The sequence below is a fragment of the Pseudomonas sp. 9.2(2024) genome, from assembly GCF_039695385.1.
In the GTDB taxonomy this organism is placed as follows: domain Bacteria; phylum Pseudomonadota; class Gammaproteobacteria; order Pseudomonadales; family Pseudomonadaceae; genus Aquipseudomonas; species Aquipseudomonas paraglycinae.
This window is the reverse complement of sequence record NZ_CP155585.1, coordinates 5,841,840-5,861,077: the sequence shown is the minus strand read 5'-3', so window position 1 is coordinate 5,861,077 and position 19,238 is coordinate 5,841,840. Positions and strand designations below refer to the sequence as shown.

The 19,238-nt window shown below is 62.1% G+C and carries 16 protein-coding genes; 14 read left to right on the top strand and 2 right to left on the bottom strand.

Features of this window, described 5'->3' with window-relative positions; all coding sequences use genetic code 11:
* Positions 1-768, top strand: a complete 768-nt coding sequence (locus ABFB52_RS26575) for a TerB family tellurite resistance protein (RefSeq protein ID WP_102685683.1) — start codon at positions 1-3, stop codon at positions 766-768.
* A gap of 62 nt (positions 769-830) precedes the next feature.
* Here the strand turns inward: ABFB52_RS26575 and ABFB52_RS26570 are convergent, their stop codons facing one another.
* Positions 831-1,820: an alpha/beta hydrolase family protein gene (locus ABFB52_RS26570; protein WP_129972174.1), complete on the bottom strand. Its 990-nt coding sequence runs from the start codon at positions 1,818-1,820 to the stop codon at positions 831-833.
* 73 nt (positions 1,821-1,893) lie between these two features.
* Here ABFB52_RS26570 and ABFB52_RS26565 point away from each other — a divergent pair, with 73 nt between their 5' ends.
* The 10 genes from ABFB52_RS26565 to trpE all read left to right on the top strand — a co-directional run bounded on the left by ABFB52_RS26565 (position 1,894) and on the right by trpE (position 14,300).
* A complete protein-coding gene (locus tag ABFB52_RS26565; protein WP_129972173.1) occupies positions 1,894-4,293 on the top strand; it encodes a sensor histidine kinase in 2,400 nt (799 codons plus the stop codon).
* Positions 4,294-4,923, top strand: coding sequence for a response regulator transcription factor (locus ABFB52_RS26560; RefSeq protein ID WP_007959929.1), 630 nt, complete (start codon positions 4,294-4,296; stop codon positions 4,921-4,923).
* 350 nt (positions 4,924-5,273) lie between these two features.
* Positions 5,274-6,398 carry an ABC transporter ATP-binding protein gene (locus tag ABFB52_RS26555; RefSeq protein WP_129972172.1) on the top strand — a complete coding sequence of 375 codons (1,125 nt, stop codon included), beginning with the start codon at positions 5,274-5,276 and terminating at the stop codon, positions 6,396-6,398.
* A 48-nt stretch (positions 6,399-6,446) separates the two neighbouring features.
* The gene (locus ABFB52_RS26550) at positions 6,447-7,490 is read left to right on the top strand and encodes an ABC transporter substrate-binding protein (protein ID WP_085746582.1); all 1,044 of its coding nucleotides are present in this window, start codon (positions 6,447-6,449) and stop codon (positions 7,488-7,490) included.
* A gap of 141 nt (positions 7,491-7,631) precedes the next feature.
* Positions 7,632-8,879: an ABC transporter permease gene (locus ABFB52_RS26545; protein WP_007959935.1), complete on the top strand. Its 1,248-nt coding sequence runs from the start codon at positions 7,632-7,634 to the stop codon at positions 8,877-8,879.
* 12 nt (positions 8,880-8,891) lie between these two features.
* The gene (locus tag ABFB52_RS26540) at positions 8,892-9,716 is read left to right on the top strand and encodes an ABC transporter permease (protein WP_085746581.1); all 825 of its coding nucleotides are present in this window, start codon (positions 8,892-8,894) and stop codon (positions 9,714-9,716) included.
* A 281-nt stretch (positions 9,717-9,997) separates the two neighbouring features.
* Positions 9,998-11,146: an iron-containing alcohol dehydrogenase gene (locus ABFB52_RS26535; protein ID WP_085746580.1), complete on the top strand. Its 1,149-nt coding sequence runs from the start codon at positions 9,998-10,000 to the stop codon at positions 11,144-11,146.
* Positions 11,147-11,260: 114 nt separating this feature from the next.
* On the top strand, positions 11,261-11,935 hold the full coding sequence (gene rpe, locus ABFB52_RS26530; RefSeq protein ID WP_007918813.1) for a ribulose-phosphate 3-epimerase: 675 nt from the start codon (positions 11,261-11,263) through the stop codon (positions 11,933-11,935).
* A complete protein-coding gene (locus ABFB52_RS26525; protein WP_129972171.1) occupies positions 11,932-12,750 on the top strand; it encodes a phosphoglycolate phosphatase in 819 nt (272 codons plus the stop codon). The genes rpe and ABFB52_RS26525 overlap by 4 nt, the downstream gene beginning before the upstream one ends.
* Positions 12,751-12,821: 71 nt before the next feature.
* Complete coding sequence (gene trpE / locus ABFB52_RS26520; protein ID WP_039768096.1) at positions 12,822-14,300, top strand: anthranilate synthase component I; 1,479 nt, start codon at positions 12,822-12,824, stop codon at positions 14,298-14,300.
* 70 nt (positions 14,301-14,370) lie between these two features.
* On the opposite strand, the gene estP is transcribed toward trpE, so the two are convergent.
* Positions 14,371-16,281, bottom strand: coding sequence for an esterase EstP (gene estP / locus ABFB52_RS26515; RefSeq protein ID WP_129972170.1), 1,911 nt, complete (start codon positions 16,279-16,281; stop codon positions 14,371-14,373).
* A 403-nt stretch (positions 16,282-16,684) separates the two neighbouring features.
* Here estP and ABFB52_RS26510 point away from each other — a divergent pair, with 403 nt between their 5' ends.
* From ABFB52_RS26510 to trpC, 3 genes are read left to right on the top strand one after another with little or no spacing between them, the layout of a single operon-like run.
* Positions 16,685-17,278, top strand: coding sequence for an aminodeoxychorismate/anthranilate synthase component II (locus ABFB52_RS26510; protein WP_007956309.1), 594 nt, complete (start codon positions 16,685-16,687; stop codon positions 17,276-17,278).
* 9 nt (positions 17,279-17,287) lie between these two features.
* Positions 17,288-18,337 (top strand): anthranilate phosphoribosyltransferase, encoded by a 1,050-nt coding sequence (trpD, locus tag ABFB52_RS26505; RefSeq protein ID WP_039768098.1) that lies wholly within the window; start codon positions 17,288-17,290, stop codon positions 18,335-18,337.
* Positions 18,334-19,170, top strand: a complete 837-nt coding sequence (gene trpC / locus ABFB52_RS26500; RefSeq protein ID WP_007956311.1) for an indole-3-glycerol phosphate synthase TrpC — start codon at positions 18,334-18,336, stop codon at positions 19,168-19,170. The genes trpD and trpC overlap by 4 nt, the downstream gene beginning before the upstream one ends.
* Positions 19,171-19,238 lie beyond the last annotated feature (68 nt).

Below are 19,238 nucleotides of genomic sequence, written 5' to 3'. Positions count from 1 at the left end.
ATGTTGTGGCCAGGGACTCTGATTGGAGCCGGAGCGGGTTTTGCGATCGCCAGCATTCCGGGGGCCATGCTTGGTGCTTTGTTGGGGCAGGCGCTGGATCGGCGTCTGCATTTGCAGAGCTGGGGGCATTTGCGGGAAAAACTCGGCGGTCGGCCGATGCTGCGCAACGACGAGCTGTTGTTCGTGTTGCTCGGGCGTCTGGCCAAGAGCGACGGGCGGGTCACGGACGGTCACATCCAGCAGGCGCGTCACGAGATGCGCGCGCTGGAAATGAGCGAGCCGGCGCAGCGCCGGGCGATTGCCGCGTTCAATCGCGGCAAGTCAGGCAACGACAATCTGCGCGGTTATCTGCGTCGGTTGAGTGCTCAGCCTCATGCGGCCGAAGGCGTGTTGCGCGCCTGTTGGCGAATGGTCTGGGCCGATGGCCGGGCCGGTGTCAGCGAGCGTGAATTGCTGGCGCAGTGGGGCAAGTGGCTGGGCTGGACGACGCACCAGATTCAGGCGCTGGCGGCGGATTACGAGCCGCACAAGCGTCCGATCGTCAGCGCGGCGGTGAGCTATCAGGAGGCGATGCGCCTGCTCGGCGTATCGGCCACCAGCGAACCGGCGCAGATCAAGCGTGCCTATCGACGCCTGCTCAGCCGACATCACCCGGACAAGGTGGCCGGGACGGGCGCCACGCCGGCGCAGGTGCGTGAGGCCACCGAGAGGACCCGCGAATTGCACAATGCCTACACGTTGATTCGCGAACGGCGGGATTTTCGTTAGGCATAAAAAAATCGCAGCGTTGAGCTGCGATTTTTTTGTCTGCGTTTTTACAGTCCGGATTTTTAGTCCGGGCTCTGCGGATTCAACCAGCCCCGCACCCGGCGGAACAATTGCTCCTGCTCGGCCTTGTTGTCCGGCAGGGCCTTGAGTGCGACCTGACTGAAAGAGGACGTCTTCAGCCGCTTGCTCGCCTGCATGCGCTCCAGTGCCGAGTTGCGGTCCGGCGCCTTATCCATGTAGAAAATGTCGGCTGTCGGCAGTTTCAGGGTCGGCGTCAGTTCCACCAGTTCCGGTTTGGCCTTGGCCGGGGTCTGTGCGGCCACCAGCAGCAGCTTCTCGACCTGCGAGCTCTGTCGCTCGCTCACGTAACGCGCCGCCCAGTAGGCGCCGGTACCATGACCGAGCACGACGATGCTGCGCGCGCTTTGTTGTTCGGCGTAGGCCAGTGCCGCGTCGATGCGGGCGAAGATTCGCTCGGCATCGGCCTTTGACTGTTCCTCGGTGGTTTCGGCAACGACCTTGTCGGCCACATCGGCTTCGCCGCCGGCGGCTTGTTCAATCGGTTCGGCGGTGGTCGAATCCTTGCTGCCCGGGTCGGCAGTTTTCGGTGCGGCGGGTGCTTCGACCACGCGCGGTGCGATGGCATCGCTTTGCAGATCGGGCAGGGTGATACTCAGGCTGCTCCACTCGACGTCCGGCAACTTGCGGCGCAACGGGCCGATCGCCTGGGGCCAGTCAGCGGTTTCGCCGGCACCGGGAACGAGGATCACCGCGCCTTTGGGTTCGGCGGTGTTGGCCGGTTTCCACAGGGCGAGGAAGGTGTCGCTGCCCGCTTGCAGTTGCTGTTGTTCCTGGGCCGGAACCTTGCGTTCGAGTGCCGCGGCTTCTTCCTGACTACGCTCAAGCAGTGGCTGGCGTTCGACCGGTTTTTCTTCGGCAGCTTTTTCTGCGGCGGGGGCAGGTGCCGGATCCGCGGCTTCGACGGAAAACGCACAAGGCAGGATCAGCGACAGGCACAATGCTGGCATTGCCAGGCGATAGACAGGGGGCATCGGTTATTCCAGGCCAGAAGTTATCCCGGCAGCCTAATGGGTTGGTCAGAATTTGTCAGTGTATGAGACTTCAATGATGCGTTTTTGCTGCCTGTGGGTTATCGGCTGTCTGGCGTTTCCCTTGATGGGCTGGGCGGCGCCTGCGCCACCGAGCCACCTCGCGCGGTTGTCGGCGAGCGAACAGCAGTGGCTCGCACAGCACAATGAATTGCGCGTGGGCCTGGTGTTGCAGGCGCCGTACGCGCAATACGACCGGCGCTTGCAGCGGCTGTCAGGGGCCAACGTCGAAGTGATGAAGGCATTGGCCAGGGCGCTGAATGTCGAGCTGAGCTGGCGCAATTTTCAGGATCTGGCCCAACTCGAGGCCGCTGCCCGGGACGGCGAAATCGACATCGCCCCGGGCCTGACCCAGACCCCGGGCGGGCTGCGGCTGTGGCAGTTTTCCGACCCGTACATGCGCGTGCCGCAACTGGTGGTCAGCGACCAGAAAAGCAGCGCGACCGTGGAACTGGAAAAACTCGACAGCCAGACCCGCGTCGCCGTTCGCATGCCCGGCGTCACCGCCGATTACCTGCGCGGCAACTATCCCCACCTGAATCTGCAAGGCGTACCGATGGAGCGTCAGGCGCTGCAACTGTTGCTGAGTCAGCAGGCGTCCTACGCGGTGGTCGATGAAGCGCAGCTCGGTCGGCTGTCGGCGGAACCGGAGTTCGCCGGGCTGGTGGTGGTCGGGGACATCGGTTTGCCGCAACTGCTGCGCATCGGCACCCGCCGCGACTGGCCGGAACTGGCCGGAATCGTTGAAAGCGCCCTGCGCGCAATCCCGGCCAAGGATCTGGAACGCCTGCATGCGCAATGGCTGCAACCCAAATATCCACGGCTTTCCGAGTCGCCGGGCTTCTGGCAGAACCTGAGTCTGTTGTTCGCGGTGCTGCTGCTCAGTTGCGTGGCCATCGTGTTCTGGCAACGCCGCCAGCAACGCAGTCTTGAACAACGCCTGTTCGATGCGCGCGAAGACATCGCTTTGCGTGCCGCCAGCGAAGAAGCCCTGCGTCTGACCCAGTTTTCCATCGACCAGAGCACCGTCGGCATTCTTTGGGTGAACTGGGACAGCCATGTGCGCTACGCCAACCGTGCGGCAGAACACATGCTCGGTTATCCACAGGGCGCCATCATTGACCGGCCGTTGATCGACTTCGAACCGGGCCTGCACATGGATCGCTGGCTCAACCTGTGGAAACGCGCCCGGGCCAGCGAAGAAGGGCCGCTGAGTTTTGAAACCAACTGTGTGCGGGCCGATGGCAGTGTGCTGCCGGCGGACGTGTCGCTTAGCTTCCTGCGGTTTCGCGATGGTGAGTATCTGGTGGTTTACCTCACCGATGTCACCGAGCGCCGTCGTGCCCTGGCTGCGTTGCAGGAAAGCGAGGCGCGGCTGCAAGGCATCGCGGCCAATGTGCCGGGGCTGGTGTTCCGTCTCGAGCGCGCACCGGTCACCGGGCAGATCGACTTCGCCTACATCAGCGAGGGCAGCGAAAGTCTGGTCGGCTACGCGCCGGCCGCCATCGCCCACCGCGACATGGGCCTGCGCAGCCTGGTGCATCCGGATGACCGGGCCGCTTATCACCAGACCCAGGATCAAGCGCTGGACACCGACAGCGACTGGTCGTGGCAGGGCCGGATCCTCACGCGCCAGGGCGAGCAGCGCTGGGCCGAAATCAAGGCCATCACCCGTCAGCTGGAAGGCGGGTCATATGTCTGGGACGGCATTGTCTGGGATATTACCGAAAGCAAACGCATCGAACTGGAACTGGCGGCCTCCCGCGAGCAACTGCGCGAATTGTCGGCGCACCTGGAAAGCGTGCGGGAAGAGGAAAAGGCGCGCATCGCCCGCGAGGTTCACGATGAGCTGGGGCAGATGCTGACGGTGCTGAAACTGGAGACATCGATGTGCGAACTGGCCTACGCGCAACTCGACCCCGGTCTGAACGAACGGCTCAACAGCATGAAACGCCTGATCGCCCAGTTGTTCCAGCTGGTGCGCGATGTGGCGACGGCGTTGCGCCCGCCGATTCTCGATGCCGGGATCGCCTCGGCGATCGAGTGGCAGGCGCGGCGGTTCGAGGCGCGCACGCAAATTCCGTGTCTGGTGCAGGTGCCGGACAACCTTGCGCCGCTCAGCGACGCCAAGGCCATCGGCCTGTTCCGCATTCTTCAGGAGGCGCTGACCAACGTCATGCGCCATGCCCAGGCGCATACTGTGGAACTGACGCTGGCGCAGGAAGGCGACGAATTGTGTCTGACGGTCAGCGATGATGGCGTAGGATTTGTCGCCGCTGCCGGCAGGCCGACATCCTTTGGACTGGTGGGCATGCGCGAGCGGGTGTTGATCATGGGCGGGCAGCTGTCACTCGACAGCGAGCCGGGCGAGGGCACCACGCTGAGCGTGCGGGTGCCACTGGATGAGGAGAAGTAAGTGATCCGTGTACTGGTAGCCGAAGACCACACCATCGTTCGCGAAGGCATCAAGCAATTGATCGGCCTGGCCAAGGATCTGCAAGTGGTGGGGGAGGCGAGCAACGGCGAGCAATTGCTGGAAACCCTGCGCAACGTGCCCTGCGAAGTGGTGTTGCTGGATATCTCGATGCCTGGCGTCAACGGGCTCGAAGCGATTCCGCGGATCCGCGCGCTGAACCATCCGCCGGCGATTCTGGTGCTGTCGATGCACGACGAGGCGCAGATGGCCGCCCGGGCGCTGAAGGTCGGCGCCGCCGGGTATGCGACCAAGGACAGCGATCCGGCGCTGCTGCTGACGGCGATCCGCAAGGTCGCGGCCGGCGGGCGCTACATCGATCCGGAGCTGGCCGACCGCATGGTCTTCGAAGTCGGCCTGACCGATGCGCGGCCACTGCACTCGCTGCTGTCGGAGCGCGAGTTCTCCGTGTTCGAACGCCTGGCCCAGGGCGCCAACGTCAACGACATCGCCCAGCAATTGGCCCTGAGCAGCAAGACCATCAGCACCCACAAGGCGCGGCTGATGCAGAAGCTCAACATCACTTCGCTCGCCGAGCTGGTGAAGTACGCGATGGAACACAAGCTCCTCTGAACCACACCTCTATCCACTGTGGGAGCGAGCTTGCTCGCGAAGAGGCCGTGTCAGACAGAAAAGATGGCGACTGACACATCGCTTTCGCGAGCAAGCTCGCTCCCACAGGTTTCTTCATCGATCCTGCGATATTGGGCATATCTGTCAGCGACACGCGCTTTTGCTTGTTCTTGCGGCTTGCAGCTCAACACTCGCCACTGCTCTGTCTATTAGCGCCATCCTTGTAGGGCAATCCCTACCCCCGGCCTTCCATCCGGCTGAGGCGATTCTCTCCTGCGCCCCGATTTGCGTGACTGCAAGCAGCCACTAGGCTTAATCCCACAGCAGTCATCAATAACAAAGGTGTGGGTATGAGCCAGGTCGAATCAAACGCAGGGGCCAGCGATGTGCTGGTCAGCTTTCGTGGAGTGCAGAAGAGCTACGACGGCGAGAACCTGATCGTCAAAGACCTCAACCTGGACATTCGCAAGGGCGAATTCCTCACCTTGCTCGGGCCGTCCGGCTCGGGCAAAACCACCAGCCTGATGATGCTCGCCGGTTTCGAAACGCCGACCGCCGGTGAAATCCTCCTGGCCAGGCGGGCGATCAACAACGTGCCGCCGCACAAGCGCGACATCGGCATGGTGTTCCAGAACTACGCGTTGTTCCCGCACATGACTGTCGCTGAAAACCTCGCGTTCCCGCTGACCGTGCGCGGCCTGAACAAGAGCGATGTCAGCGACAAGGTCAAGAAAGTCCTGAGCATGGTCCAGCTCGACGCGTTCGCATCGCGTTACCCGGCGCAACTGTCCGGCGGTCAGCAACAGCGTGTGGCGCTGGCCCGTGCGCTGGTGTTCGAGCCGCAACTGGTGCTGATGGACGAACCTCTTGGCGCTCTCGATAAACAACTGCGCGAACACATGCAGATGGAAATCAAACACCTGCACCAGCGTCTCGGCGTGACCGTGGTCTACGTGACCCACGACCAGGGCGAAGCCCTGACCATGTCTGACCGCGTCGCCGTGTTCCACCAGGGCGAGATCCAGCAGATCGCTCCGCCGCGCACCCTCTACGAAGAACCGAAAAACACCTTCGTCGCCAACTTCATCGGCGAGAACAACCGCCTCAACGGGCGCCTGCTCAGTCAGAACGGCGAGCGCTGCGTGGTCGAGCTGGGGCGTGGGGAAAAGGTCGAGGCGCTGGCGGTCAACATCGGCCAGACCGGCGAGCCGGTCACTCTGTCGATCCGTCCGGAGCGCGTCAGCCTCAACGGTTCGAGTGACCAATGCGTAAACCGCTTCTCCGGGCGGGTGGCCGAATTCATCTATCTGGGCGACCACGTCCGGGTGCGCCTGGAAGTCTGCGGCAAGACCGACTTCTTCGTGAAACAACCGATTGCCGAGCTCGATCCAGCGCTCGCGGTCGGCGACGTGGTTCCGCTTGGCTGGCAGGTCGAGCACGTTCGCGCGCTCGATCCTCTTCTAGAGGCGCATTAAGCGCCCCGGCAATACCAACACCAACCCTGCACGTGGAGAGAACAATAAATGTTGAGATCCCTGAAGTTCACAGCCCTGACCCTGGGCCTGATGGGTGCGGCAAGCGCAATGGCCGCTGGGCCGGATCTGACCGTGGTGTCGTTTGGCGGGGCGAACAAGGCGGCGCAAGTCAAAGCCTTCTACGCACCGTGGGAAGCAGCGGGCAATGGCAAGATCGTCGCCGGCGAGTACAACGGTGAGATGGCCAAGGTCAAAGCCATGGTCGACACCAAGAGCGTGTCCTGGGATCTGGTAGAGGTTGAATCGCCGGAACTGTCCCGTGGCTGCGACGAAGACATGTTCGAGCAACTGGACCCTGCGCTGTTCGGCAAGTCCGAAGATTACGTCAAAGGCGCAATCCAGCCATGCGGCGTGGGCTTCTTCGTGTGGTCGACCGTGCTGGCCTACAACGCCGACAAGCTGAAAACCGCACCGACCAGCTGGGCGGATTTCTGGGACACGAAAAAATTCCCGGGCAAGCGCGGCCTGCGCAAAGGCGCCAAGTACACCCTCGAATTCGCACTGATGGCTGATGGCGTTGCGCCGAAAGACGTCTACAAGGAACTGGCCAGCAAGGGCGGTCAGGATCGTGCGTTCAAGAAACTCGACGAGCTGAAACCGAACATCCAGTGGTGGGAAGCCGGCGCCCAGCCGCCGCAATACCTCGCTTCCGGTGACGTGGTCATGAGCTCGGCCTACAACGGTCGTATCGCCGCCGTGCAGAAAGAATCCAACCTGAAAGTGGTGTGGAACGGTGGCATCTACGACTTCGACGCCTGGGCCATCCCGAAAGGCCTGGACGCCAAGCGTGCGGAAGCGGCGAAGAAATTCATCGCGTTCTCGGTGCAGCCGCAACAGCAGAAGACCTACTCGGAAAACATCGCCTACGGCCCGGCCAACTCTCAGGCAGTGCCGTTGCTGGACAAGGAAATCCTGAAAGACATGCCGACCACCCCGGAAAACATCGCCAACCAGGTGCAGATCGACGTCAGCTTCTGGGCTGACAACGGCGAGCAACTGGAGCAGCGCTTCAATTCCTGGGCTGCGAAGTAACCAGAGGGCTCGCCCTCCTGTGGGAGCGAGCCTGCCCGCGATTGCGGTGTGTCAGTCGGCATCAATGTTGAATCCGAAGGCGCTATCGCGAGCAGGCTCGCTCCCACATTCTCGATTGATCAAAGATTTGCGGAGTACGTCATGGCCATCGCCGTTCCCCTGAACGAGGGCAACAGCCCCACCTTGAAGCAGCGGCTCAAGCACGCCGAGCGGGTCAACCGCTGGAAGGCCCAGGCGCTGATCGCGCCGCTGGTGCTGTTTCTGTTGCTGGTGTTCCTGGTGCCGATCGTGGCGCTGCTCTATAAAAGCGTCGGCAACCCGGAAGTGGTCGGCGGCATGCCGCGCACCGTAACCGCGATTGCGGCGTGGGACGGCCGAGGCCTGCCCGCCGAACCGGTCTATAAAGCCGCCAGCGAAGACCTCGCCGAAGCGCGCAAAAACCAGACCTTGGGCGATCTGTCCAAACGCCTGAACATGGAGTTGGCCGGCTATCGCAGCCTGCTGACCAAAACCGCCCGCTCGCTGCCATTCGCCAGCGAACCGGCCTCTTATAAAGAAGCGCTGGAAGGCCTCGACGAGCGTTGGGGCGATCCGGCCTACTGGCAAGCGGTGAAGCGCAACACCAGCAGCATCACCCCGTTCTATCTGTTGGCGGCGGTGGATCACCGCATCGACGACCTCGGCGAAATTGCTCCGGCCACCCCGGATCAGGCGATCTACCTCGACATCTTCGCCCGGACTTTCTGGATGGGCCTGATCATCACCGTGATCTGCCTGGTGCTGGCCTATCCGCTGGCGTACCTGCTGGCCAACCTGCCGTCGCGTCAGAGCAACCTGCTGATGATTCTGGTGCTGCTGCCGTTCTGGACGTCGATTCTGGTGCGTGTCGCCGCGTGGATCGTGTTGCTGCAATCTGGCGGATTGATCAACAGCGCGCTGATGGCGATGGGCATCATCGATAAACCGCTGGAGCTGGTGTTCAACCGCACCGGGGTCTACATCTCGATGGTGCACATCCTGCTGCCGTTCATGATCCTGCCGATCTACAGCGTGATGAAAGGCATCTCGCCGACCTATATGCGTGCCGCGATTTCTCTGGGCTGCCATCCGTTCGCCAGTTTCTGGCGGGTGTACTTCCCGCAGACCTACGCCGGTGTCGGCGCCGGTTGCCTGTTGGTGTTCATCCTCGCCATCGGCTACTACATCACCCCGGCACTGCTGGGCAGCCCGAACGATCAGATGGTCAGCTACTTCGTCGCGTTCTACACCAACACCAGCATCAACTGGGGCATGGCCACTGCACTCGGCGGCTTGTTGCTGCTGGCGACCGTGGTGCTTTATCTGATCTACAGCTGGCTGGTGGGCGCCAGTCGCCTGCGCCTGAGCTAAGGGGAATTTGAAATGCTGAGTCCTTATATGTCGCCCGTCGAGCGGGTGTGGTTCTACAGCTTGCGGATCCTCTGCGGCTTGATCCTGTTGTTTCTGATCCTGCCGGTGCTGGTGATCGTGCCGCTGTCGTTCAACTCGGGCAGTTTTCTGGTGTACCCGCTGCAAGGCTTTTCGCTGCACTGGTACCAGGACTTCTTCGCCTCGGCGGAATGGATGCGCGCGTTGAAGAACAGCATCATCGTCGCCCCGGCCGCGACCGTGCTGGCGATGGTGTTCGGCACGCTGGCGGCCATCGGCCTGACCCGTGGCGACTTCCCCGGCAAGCCGCTGGTGATGGCGCTGGTGATTTCACCGATGGTGGTGCCGGTGGTGATCATCGGCGTGGCCAGTTACCTGTTCTTCGCGCCGCTGGGGCTGGGCAACAGTTTCTTTTCGCTGATCGTGGTGCACGCGGTGTTGGGTGTACCGTTCGTGATCATCACGGTGTCGGCGACGTTGCAGGGATTCAACCATAACTTGGTGCGGGCGGCGGCCAGCCTGGGCGCCTCGCCACTGACTACGTTCCGTCGGGTGACCTTGCCGCTGATTGCGCCGGGGGTGATTTCCGGGGCGCTGTTTGCCTTTGCGACCTCGTTCGATGAAGTGGTGGTGACACTGTTCCTCGCAGGTCCCGAGCAGGCGACGTTGCCTCGGCAGATGTTCAGCGGGATTCGCGAGAATCTGAGCCCGACGATTGCGGCGGCTGCAACGCTACTGATTGCCTTCTCGGTGATTCTGCTGCTGACGCTGGAGTGGTTGCGTGGGCGGAGTGAGAAACTGCGTACTGCTCAGATTTAGTGTTCGGCTCAAGAGCCACCCCTCACCCCAACCCTCTCCCCAATGGGGAGAGGGGGAAAGGGAGCCGATCTCTATGCTTATCAAAATTTGAGTTCAACTCGGTAATTCAGGTCAATGGATGGCGAAAGTTCACCACGGTCAGTCCCCTCTCCCTCCGGGAGAGGGTTAGGGTGAGGGCGCTCTTGTTCCTGCTTCAGTCATTCACACCCTGAATACCAGACAACCCGAATTCCCCAGCTACGCTTGTGCTCAGCTCCCACATCTATAAGAGGCTGCGCACGATGAGTCTTTCCTCGTTCAAGATCGCTCACAAACTGATCACCGGCGCCGGGGCCATCGAGCAACTGGCGGCCGAGCTCACGCGGCTGGACATCGACAACCCGCTGATCGTCACCGATGCCGCACTGGTCAAGTCCGGCACGGTGGAGTTGGCGCTGGCGCAGATCGGTGAGCGCGAGTACGAAATCTTCGACCGGGTGCTGCCCGATCCGGAAATCGCCATCGTCGAGGATTGCATGCGCGTCTATCGCGAAGGCGGGCATGACGGTCTGATCGGCCTCGGGGGCGGCAGTGCCATCGACATCGCCAAGAGTGTTGCCGCCTATGCTGGTTATCACGGTGCGCTGGAGGATCTGTTCGGCGTCGATCAGGTGCCGCGCAAAGGTCCGCCGCTGATCGCCATCCCGACCACGGCCGGCACCGGTTCCGAAGTGACCAACGTCGCCATCCTCTCGGACAAGGTCGCCCAACTGAAGAAAGGCATCGTCAGCGATTACCTGTTGCCGGACGTGGCGCTGGTCAGTCCGCAGATGACCCTGACCTGCCCGCGCAGTGTCACCGCCGCCAGTGGCGTCGATGCGCTGGTGCATGCCATCGAATCCTACCTGTCACTGAATGCCTCGCCGATCACCGATTCGCTGGCCATCGGCGCGATCAAGTTGATCGCCCGATCCTTGCCCAAGGCCTACGCCAATCCGTCCAACCTGCAAGCCCGGGAGGATATGGCCACCGCCAGCCTGATGGCCGGCATGGCGTTCGGCAATGCCGGGGTCGGCGCGGTGCATGCGCTGGCGTATCCGCTGGGCGGGCGCTTCAACATTGCTCACGGCGTCAGTAATGCGTTGCTGCTGCCGTATGTCATGACCTGGAACAAGATGGCCTGCGTCGAACGGATGCAGGATATTGCCGAAGCCATGGGGGTGAAGACCGCTCATCTGAGTCTCAATGAAGCGGCCGATAGCGCCGTCGCGGCGATGACCGAACTGTGCGCAGTGGTGGAAATTCCGCTGGGCTTGCGCAGTTTCGGGGTGCCCGAAGAGGCGATCCCGGCCATGGCCGTAGAGGCCGCAGGCATCGAGCGCCTGATGCGCAACAACCCGCGCAAGCTCAGCGCCGCCGACATCGAGAAGATCTACCGGGCGGCCTACTGAGAAACTGCCGGCCGCCGGTCATGGCACAACCCAATCATCGCGGTCACGGTGCGCGCGCGGAAACTTGAGGTATACAATGCGCGCCATCGTGATTTAGCTCAGAAAAGGTGCGTCATGCAGCCCTTCGTTATTGCTCCGTCGATTCTCTCCGCCGACTTCGCCCGCCTGGGCGAGGAAGTGGACAACGTTCTGGCCGCCGGTGCCGACTTCGTCCACTTCGATGTCATGGACAACCACTATGTACCGAACCTGACCATCGGCCCGATGGTCTGCGCCGCACTGCGCAAGTACGGCGTGACCGCGCCGATCGACGCGCACCTGATGGTCAGCCCGGTGGATCGCATTGTCGGCGACTTCATCGAGGCCGGCGCCACCTACATCACCTTCCACCCGGAAGCCACGCTGCACGTCGATCGTTCGCTGCAACTGATCCGTGAAGGCGGCTGCAAATCCGGCCTGGTGTTCAACCCGGCGACCCCGCTGGACGTGCTCAAGTACGTGATCGACAAGGTCGACATGGTCTTGCTGATGAGCGTCAACCCGGGCTTCGGCGGGCAGAAATTCATCCCCGGCACCCTCGACAAGCTGCGCGAAGCGCGCGCAATCATCGACGCCTCGGGCCGTGACATCCGCCTGGAAATCGACGGCGGCGTCAACGTCAACAACATCCGTGAAATCGCTGCCGCCGGCGCCGACACCTTTGTGGCCGGCTCGGCGATCTTCAACGCGCCGAACTATCAGGAAGTCATCGACAAGATGCGTTCCGAACTGGCGCTGGCTCGCCCATGAGCGGTTTTGAGCAGCTGTTCCCGGGGCAACTGCCGCGGTTGGTGATGTTCGATCTGGATGGCACGCTGATCGATTCGGTACCCGACCTGGCGGCGGCGGTGGATAACATGCTGCTCACCCTCGGGCGCAAGCCTGCCGGTATCGAGTCGGTTCGCGAGTGGGTCGGCAACGGTGCGCCGGTGCTGGTGCGCCGCGCCTTGGCCGGCGGCATCGATCATTCTTCCGTGGATGACGTCGAAGCCGAGCACGCGCTGGAAGTTTTCATGGAGGCCTACGGCGCCAGCCATGAGCTGACCGTGGTCTATCCCGGCGTGCGCGACACCCTCAAATGGCTGCACAAGCAGGGCGTGGCCATGGCGCTGATCACCAACAAGCCGGAGCGCTTCGTTGCGCCGCTGCTGGATCAGATGAAGATCGGCCGCTACTTCAAGTGGATCATCGGCGGCGACACCCTGCCGCAGAAGAAGCCCGATCCGGCGGCGCTGTTCTTCGTCATGAAGATGTCCGGTATCCCGGCCTCGCAATCGCTGTTCGTCGGCGATTCGCGCAGCGACGTGCTGGCGGCGAAAGCGGCGGGGGTCAAATGCGTAGGGCTGAGTTATGGCTACAACCATGGCCGGCCGATTGCCGAGGAATCCCCGGCGCTGGTGATCGACGATCTGCGCAAGCTAATTCCCGGTTGCCTGGATACGGCCGCTGAGATAACGTTGCCCGACGCTTCTCAATCCCCTTCTGGAAACGCCATCGTGGTGGTCACCCGCAAACTCTGGATGAAAGTCATCAAGGCCCTGGCCCGCTGGCGTTGGCGCGCCTGACTTGTTCCTGGCCGGCCTGCCGGCGCGTTTGCACACCTGACTGATTTGCCCCTCACACCACGAGGCACCCTATGATCCGCGAAGAATTCCTGCGTCTGGCCGCTGACGGCTATAACCGCATCCCGCTGGCCTGCGAAACCCTGGCCGACTTCGACACTCCGCTGTCGATCTACCTGAAACTGGCCGACCAGCCCAACTCCTACCTGCTCGAATCGGTGCAGGGCGGCGAGAAATGGGGCCGTTACTCGATCATCGGCCTGCCGTGCCGCACCGTGCTGCGAGTTCACGATCATCACGTGAGCATCACCGTCGATGGTGTCGAAACTGAAAGCCATGACGTTGAAGACCCGCTGGCCTTCGTCGAAACCTTCAAGGCCCGCTACAACGTGCCGACCATTGCCGGTCTGCCGCGCTTCAACGGCGGTCTGGTGGGTTACTTCGGTTACGACTGTGTGCGCTATGTAGAGAAGCGCCTCGGAAAATGCCCGAACCCGGATCCGCTGGGCGTGCCGGACATTCTGCTGATGGTTTCCGATGCGGTGGTGGTGTTCGACAACCTCGCCGGCAAGATGCACGCAATCGTGCTGGCCGACCCGGCGCAGGCCGATGCCTACGAGCAGGGCCAGGCGCAATTGCAGGAGTTGCTGGAAAAACTGCGTCAGCCGATCACCCCGCGCCGTGGCCTGGATTTCAGCAAGCAGCAGGCGGCCGAGCCGGTGTTCCGCTCCAGTTTCACCCAGGATGACTACGAAAAAGCCGTCGACACCATCAAGGAATACATCCTCGCCGGTGACTGCATGCAGGTCGTGCCGTCCCAGCGCATGTCGATCGACTTCAAGGCGGCGCCGATCGATCTGTACCGCGCACTGCGTTGCTTCAACCCGACGCCGTACATGTACTTTTTCAACTTCGGCGACTTCCATGTTGTCGGCAGTTCGCCGGAAGTGCTGGTGCGGGTCGAAGACAACCTGATCACCGTGCGCCCGATTGCCGGCACCCGCCCTCGCGGGGCCACCGAAGAGGCGGACGTGGCGCTGGAAGAGGACCTGCTGTCCGACGACAAGGAGATCGCCGAGCACCTGATGCTGATCGACCTCGGTCGCAACGACACCGGGCGCGTTTCGGAAATCGGCTCGGTGAAACTTACCGAGAAGATGGTCATCGAGCGTTATTCCAACGTGATGCACATCGTGTCCAACGTCACCGGTCAGTTGAAAGCCGGGCTGACGGCGATGGACGCGCTGCGGGCGATCCTGCCGGCGGGCACTTTGTCGGGCGCGCCGAAGATCCGTGCGATGGAAATCATCGACGAGCTGGAGCCGGTCAAACGTGGCGTGTATGGCGGGGCGGTCGGTTACTTCGCCTGGAACGGCAACATGGACACCGCGATTGCGATCCGTACCGCCGTGATCAAGAACGGCGAGCTGCACGTGCAGGCCGGTGGCGGCATCGTCGCCGACTCGGTGCCGGCGCTGGAATGGGAAGAAACCATCAACAAACGCCGGGCGATGTTCCGCGCTGTTGCGCTCGCCGAGCAAACCCCGGACTGAGTGATTGATGCTTCAGCTATAAAAAAAACGCGGCGCCTGTGAGGGCGCCGCGTTTTTTATGGCCTGCGAATCAGAAGTCGAGCGCTACGCCGACGTTGATCCCTTGCTGGGTGAAGTCGTCATCCTTGCGGATGTCGTAGCTCGCGCGCAATGCCAGATCCTTGGTGAGGTTGTGGCTCACGCCGAGGTTCAGGCGGTTCAGGTTGGTTTGAGGGGCGTAGCCGGCCAGGGTATAGCGGTTGTTCGGCAGGCTGTTGAGGTTCATCGTCACATTCTGGGTGTCGTCATTGTACTCGCGCTCATGAGCCAGTTCGCCGAACACCTGGGTCTGCGAGGTGATCTGGTACTTGCCCTGGATCCCGAGACCGAGACGGCGGGAGATGCGCGACTGGTCATCGAACGTCAGCGCGGTGGAGTCGGCGCCGTTTTCCGAGTAACCATCGACTTCAACCTTGGCAAAGTCAGCACTGACGAATGGCGACAGGTGCCATGGGCTGCTCGCTTCTGGCGCAATGTCGTAACCCACGCGTCCGCTGAAGGCCAGAACATAGCCGTCGGTATCGCCTTTCTCGCCGCGTTCGTTGACTCCCAGCTGGAATTTGCGTTTGAGGCTGTCGTAATCCAGATGCCCGGCGGTTACGGCGGCGTCACCCCACCAGCGGTTCTGCTGGTACTGGGCGAATGCGGTGCCCAGATAAGTGTTCAGCTTGTAGTCCGAATCGTTGTCGCCGGCCTCGAGTTTCTGATTGTAGAAACCGGCCGCCACACCCACGCGCCAGGCATCGTTGAGGCGATAGCTGCCGCCGATGTTCAGGTTGTAACCGTTGCCGTCGGCGCTGGCGCCGCTGCGCTGGCTGTCGAAGTCCTGTTGCTGGCCGCCGCCGGCGACAATCGCCCGCCATTGGCCAACGGCCTGCCAGTTTTCCCAATCCGCCAGCCACTGGTTGCGCAGTTCATCCTGATGCGAGCGCAGGGTGCCTTGAGCCATTTGCGGCAACAGGGTCGCTTCCCATGGTGCGGCCAGCAGCGAGTAGGCGTAATCGGCAATCAGGCGCTGCCCGGCTTCGGTCGGGTGGACGGCGTCGTTGTAGATCAGCTTGGTCGGATCCGGGGTGGCGCTGTTGATGCCATACCGGGCGTTTTCCGTGCAGCTGTTGCCGCTGAAGCAGGTGCCGACCAGATTCTGGTCGGTCGCCAGGCCGAACTGCGCCGGATTGGCGAATGCCTCTTTGAGCAGAACCGGGACGTTCAGTGGGATGACGTTGGCATTGACGCTCTGCAACTGGCTGACCAGTTCGGTGTTGAACTGGGCGCTGAGTTGCGAGGTGAAGGCTTGTAGCGGCGAGCCGTTGATGGCCGGAGTCAGGCCGATGTCCGGCAACAGCCAGACCATAATGTAGCGGGCGCCGGCGCCTTGCAGCGTGCGGACGCTGTCGACCAGTCGATCGGCGGCGGCATTAGCCTGCGGAAGACTGGTGACGCGGCCCTGTAGGAAATCGTTACCGCCCCCGGTCAGGTAATACAGGGCATTCGGGTCCGCGCGGAAGCCGTTCGATGGCAGGTAACCGGCGCGGGTGCGTTCGCCGGTGGCGGACTGGCTGGTGATCGAGTCGAGAATCTGGTCGGTGCGGTAGCCGCCGACAGCCCAGTTGTTACCGTCCGGCTGGCCTTGGCCGGCACGAACTGCCGAGGACGAGGAGGCGGTTTGATCCGGTGTGAAACCGAGTCGGCCACCGAGCAGTTGCGTCGAGTTCAGCGAGCGGAGTTCACCGCTGCCGTCCAGATACACCGGGCCGGTGCGGTTGGTGTAGCGCTGCGTGGCGCCGGCCGGGCCGCCGCTGTCAGTGAAAGTCCCGGCATCGCTCAGGCTGTCGCCGAAAACCACGAAATTCGAATAAGGATTGGGTGCGGCGTTCGCCTGGGCGCAGGCCATCGCGAGCAGGCATCCGGCGAGCGGTACAAACAACGTCTGTTTGATCATGAGCAAGTCCGTTTATTTATTGTTGTAGTGAACGAAACGACAGTACCAAAAACTTCCGGCGTTTTGCCATCGGTCGTCAACCCTCCCATTGTTTTATCCCCCACGGCCCCGGCCATATTGCACGCTCCGCCCAGCTAAGTTACTGTGCCGAAACGTATGAACGAGACCTTCCCCGTGTTGATCACCAGCAAACTTCTGGATCAAGTCATCAAGGCACACGCCCGCTGGCGTTGGCGCGCCTGAATCTTTTCTGCCGGCCCCGCCGGATCTGTATCGCTTTGCCTTCCTTGCCCGTTTGAAATGCCGCTGTGCCGATGCGACCTGCGCGTCCGGCAGTGTGCAGCGCCCTGGCAAGTCATCCGAAGGCTGTCTTCAAGTCAGAATTCAAGAGGTTCGAAACGCCATGTTGCTGATGATCGACAACTACGACTCCTTTACTTACAACGTTGTGCAATACCTCGGCGAGCTGGGTGCCGAGGTCAAGGTGGTGCGCAACGACGAACTGACCATTGCCGAAATCGAAGCGCTCAACCCTGAGCGGATCGTCGTATCCCCTGGCCCGTGCACACCGACCGAAGCCGGCATCTCCATCGAAGCCATCAAGCACTTCGCCGGCAAACTGCCGATCCTCGGCGTCTGCCTCGGTCACCAGTCCATCGGCCAGGCTTTTGGCGGCGATGTCGTCCGCGCCCGGCAAGTGATGCACGGTAAGACTAGCCCGGTATTCCACGAGGACAAGGGCGTGTTTGCCGGTCTGAACCGTCCGCTGACCGTCACCCGCTATCATTCCCTGATCGTCAAACACGAAACGTTGCCCGATTGCCTGGAGCTGACGGCGTGGACCCAGCACGATGACGGTTCGGTCGACGAAATCATGGGCCTGCGTCACAAGACCCTGAACATCGAGGGCGTACAGTTCCACCCGGAATCGATCCTCACCGAACAGGGCCATGAACTGTTTGCCAACTTCCTCAAACAAACCGGCGGCACGCGCTAAGGACTTTCCATGAATATCAAGACAGCCCTGAGCCGTATCGTCGATCACCTCGACCTCAGCACCGATGAAATGCGCGACGTGATGCGCGAAATCATGACCGGCCAATGCACTGACGCGCAGATCGGCGCGTTCATGATGGCCATGCGCATGAAGAGCGAGAGCATCGACGAGATCGTCGGCGCCGTGTCGGTGATGCGCGAGCTGGCGGACAAGGTCGAACTCAAGACCCTCGACGGCGTGGTCGATGTGGTCGGCACCGGCGGTGACGGGGCAAACATTTTCAACGTGTCGACCGCGTCTTCCTTTGTGGTCGCCGCAGCTGGCTGCACCGTGGCCAAACACGGTAACCGTGCAGTGTCGGGCAAGAGCGGCAGTGCCGACTTGCTGGAAGCCGCCGGCATCTACCTCAACCTGACCCCGGTTCAGGTGGCGCGCTGCATCGATAACGTCGGCATCGGCTTCATGTTTGCCCAGACTCACCACAAAGCCATGAAATACGCCGCCGGCCCGCGTCGCGATCTCGGCCTGCGTACCTTGTTCAACATGCTCGGCCCGCTTACGAATCCGGCCGGTGTGAAACATCAGGTGGTGGGCGTGTTCACCCCGGCGCTGTGCCGGCCGTTGGCTGAAGTCTTGCAGCGTCTGGGCAGCAAGCACGTGCTGGTGGTGCATTCGAAGGACGGTCTGGACGAATTCAGTCTGGCGGCGCCGACGTTTGTCGCCGAGCTGAAGGACGATCAGATCACCGAATATTGGGTCGAGCCGGAAGATCTGGGCATGAAGAGCCAGAGCCTGCACGGCCTGTCGGTCGAAGGCCCGGAAGCGTCGCTGGCGCTGATCCGCGATGCACTCGGCAAGCGCAAGACCGAGAACGGTCAGAAGGCTGCCGAAATGATCGTGCTCAATGCCGGTGCGGCGCTGTACGCCGCCGACCTGGCGACAAGTCTGAAAGAGGGCGTGGCACTGGCCCACGACGCTCTGCACACCGGTCTTGCTCGGGAGAAACTCGAGGAGTTGGGTGCCTTTACCGCGGTATTCAAAGTGGAGAATGAGGGATGAGTGTACCGACGGTTCTGGAAAACATTCTGGCCCGCAAGGTTCAGGAAGTCGCCGAGCGTAGCGCTCGTGTGAGCCTGAGCGAGCTGGAAAGTCTGGCCAAGGCGGCCGATGCACCCCGTGGTTTTGCCCAGGCATTGCTGGCGCAGGCCAAGAAGAAACAACCGGCAGTGATCGCCGAAATCAAGAAAGCGTCGCCGAGCAAGGGCGTGATCCGCGAGAACTTCGTTCCTGCCGACATCGCCAAAAGCTACGAGAAGGGCGGGGCGACCTGCCTGTCGGTGCTGACCGACATCGACTACTTCCAGGGCGCCGATGCCTACCTGCAACAGGCCCGCGCGGCCTGCTCGCTGCCGGTGATCCGCAAGGACTTCATGATCGATCCGTACCAGATCGTCGAAGCCCGTGCGCTGGGCGCCGATTGTGTGTTGTTGATCGTCTCCGCACTGGATGACGTGAAAATGGCCGAATTGGCGTCGGTCGCCAAAGACGTCGGCCTCGATGTGCTGGTGGAAGTGCACGACGGCGATGAGCTGGAGCGCGCGCTGAAAACCCTCGACACGCCGCTGGTCGGGGTCAACAACCGCAATCTGCACACTTTTGACGTCAGCCTGGAAACCACCCTCGACCTGCTGCCGCGCATTCCGCGCGATCGTCTGGTGATCACCGAGAGCGGGATCCTCAACCGTGCCGATGTCGAACTGATGGAAATCAGCGACGTTTACGCGTTCCTGGTCGGCGAAGCATTCATGCGCGCCGAAAGCCCGGGCATCGAACTGCAGCGTCTGTTTTTCCCGGAGCGCGGCGTTCCGGTGAGCGGTTCGACCCTCGACTGATCGAGTCTTCGCAGGCGCCCGTTCCCCTGTGGGAGCGGGCTTGCCCGCGAAGGCGGCATAAGATTCAC

Excerpts from the sequence above, each read along its gene's own strand:
- ABFB52_RS26540 (WP_085746581.1), top strand. The coding sequence starts at position 8,892 with ATGCTGAGTCCTTATATGTCGCCCGTCGAGCGGGTGTGGTTCTACAGC.
- trpC (WP_007956311.1), top strand. The coding sequence starts at position 18,334 with ATGAGTGTACCGACGGTTCTGGAAAACATTCTGGCCCGCAAGGTTCAG.
- ABFB52_RS26535 (WP_085746580.1), top strand. The coding sequence starts at position 9,998 with ATGAGTCTTTCCTCGTTCAAGATCGCTCACAAACTGATCACCGGCGCC.
- ABFB52_RS26570 (WP_129972174.1), bottom strand. The coding sequence starts at position 1,820 with ATGCCCCCTGTCTATCGCCTGGCAATGCCAGCATTGTGCCTGTCGCTG.
- trpE (WP_039768096.1), top strand. The coding sequence starts at position 12,822 with ATGATCCGCGAAGAATTCCTGCGTCTGGCCGCTGACGGCTATAACCGC.
- ABFB52_RS26510 (WP_007956309.1), top strand. The coding sequence starts at position 16,685 with ATGTTGCTGATGATCGACAACTACGACTCCTTTACTTACAACGTTGTG.
- ABFB52_RS26525 (WP_129972171.1), top strand. The coding sequence starts at position 11,932 with ATGAGCGGTTTTGAGCAGCTGTTCCCGGGGCAACTGCCGCGGTTGGTG.
- ABFB52_RS26565 (WP_129972173.1), top strand. The coding sequence starts at position 1,894 with ATGATGCGTTTTTGCTGCCTGTGGGTTATCGGCTGTCTGGCGTTTCCC.
- ABFB52_RS26550 (WP_085746582.1), top strand. The coding sequence starts at position 6,447 with ATGTTGAGATCCCTGAAGTTCACAGCCCTGACCCTGGGCCTGATGGGT.
- trpD (WP_039768098.1), top strand. The coding sequence starts at position 17,288 with ATGAATATCAAGACAGCCCTGAGCCGTATCGTCGATCACCTCGACCTC.
- estP (WP_129972170.1), bottom strand. The coding sequence starts at position 16,281 with ATGATCAAACAGACGTTGTTTGTACCGCTCGCCGGATGCCTGCTCGCG.
- rpe (WP_007918813.1), top strand. The coding sequence starts at position 11,261 with ATGCAGCCCTTCGTTATTGCTCCGTCGATTCTCTCCGCCGACTTCGCC.
- ABFB52_RS26555 (WP_129972172.1), top strand. The coding sequence starts at position 5,274 with ATGAGCCAGGTCGAATCAAACGCAGGGGCCAGCGATGTGCTGGTCAGC.
- ABFB52_RS26575 (WP_102685683.1), top strand. The coding sequence starts at position 1 with ATGTTGTGGCCAGGGACTCTGATTGGAGCCGGAGCGGGTTTTGCGATC.
- ABFB52_RS26545 (WP_007959935.1), top strand. The coding sequence starts at position 7,632 with ATGGCCATCGCCGTTCCCCTGAACGAGGGCAACAGCCCCACCTTGAAG.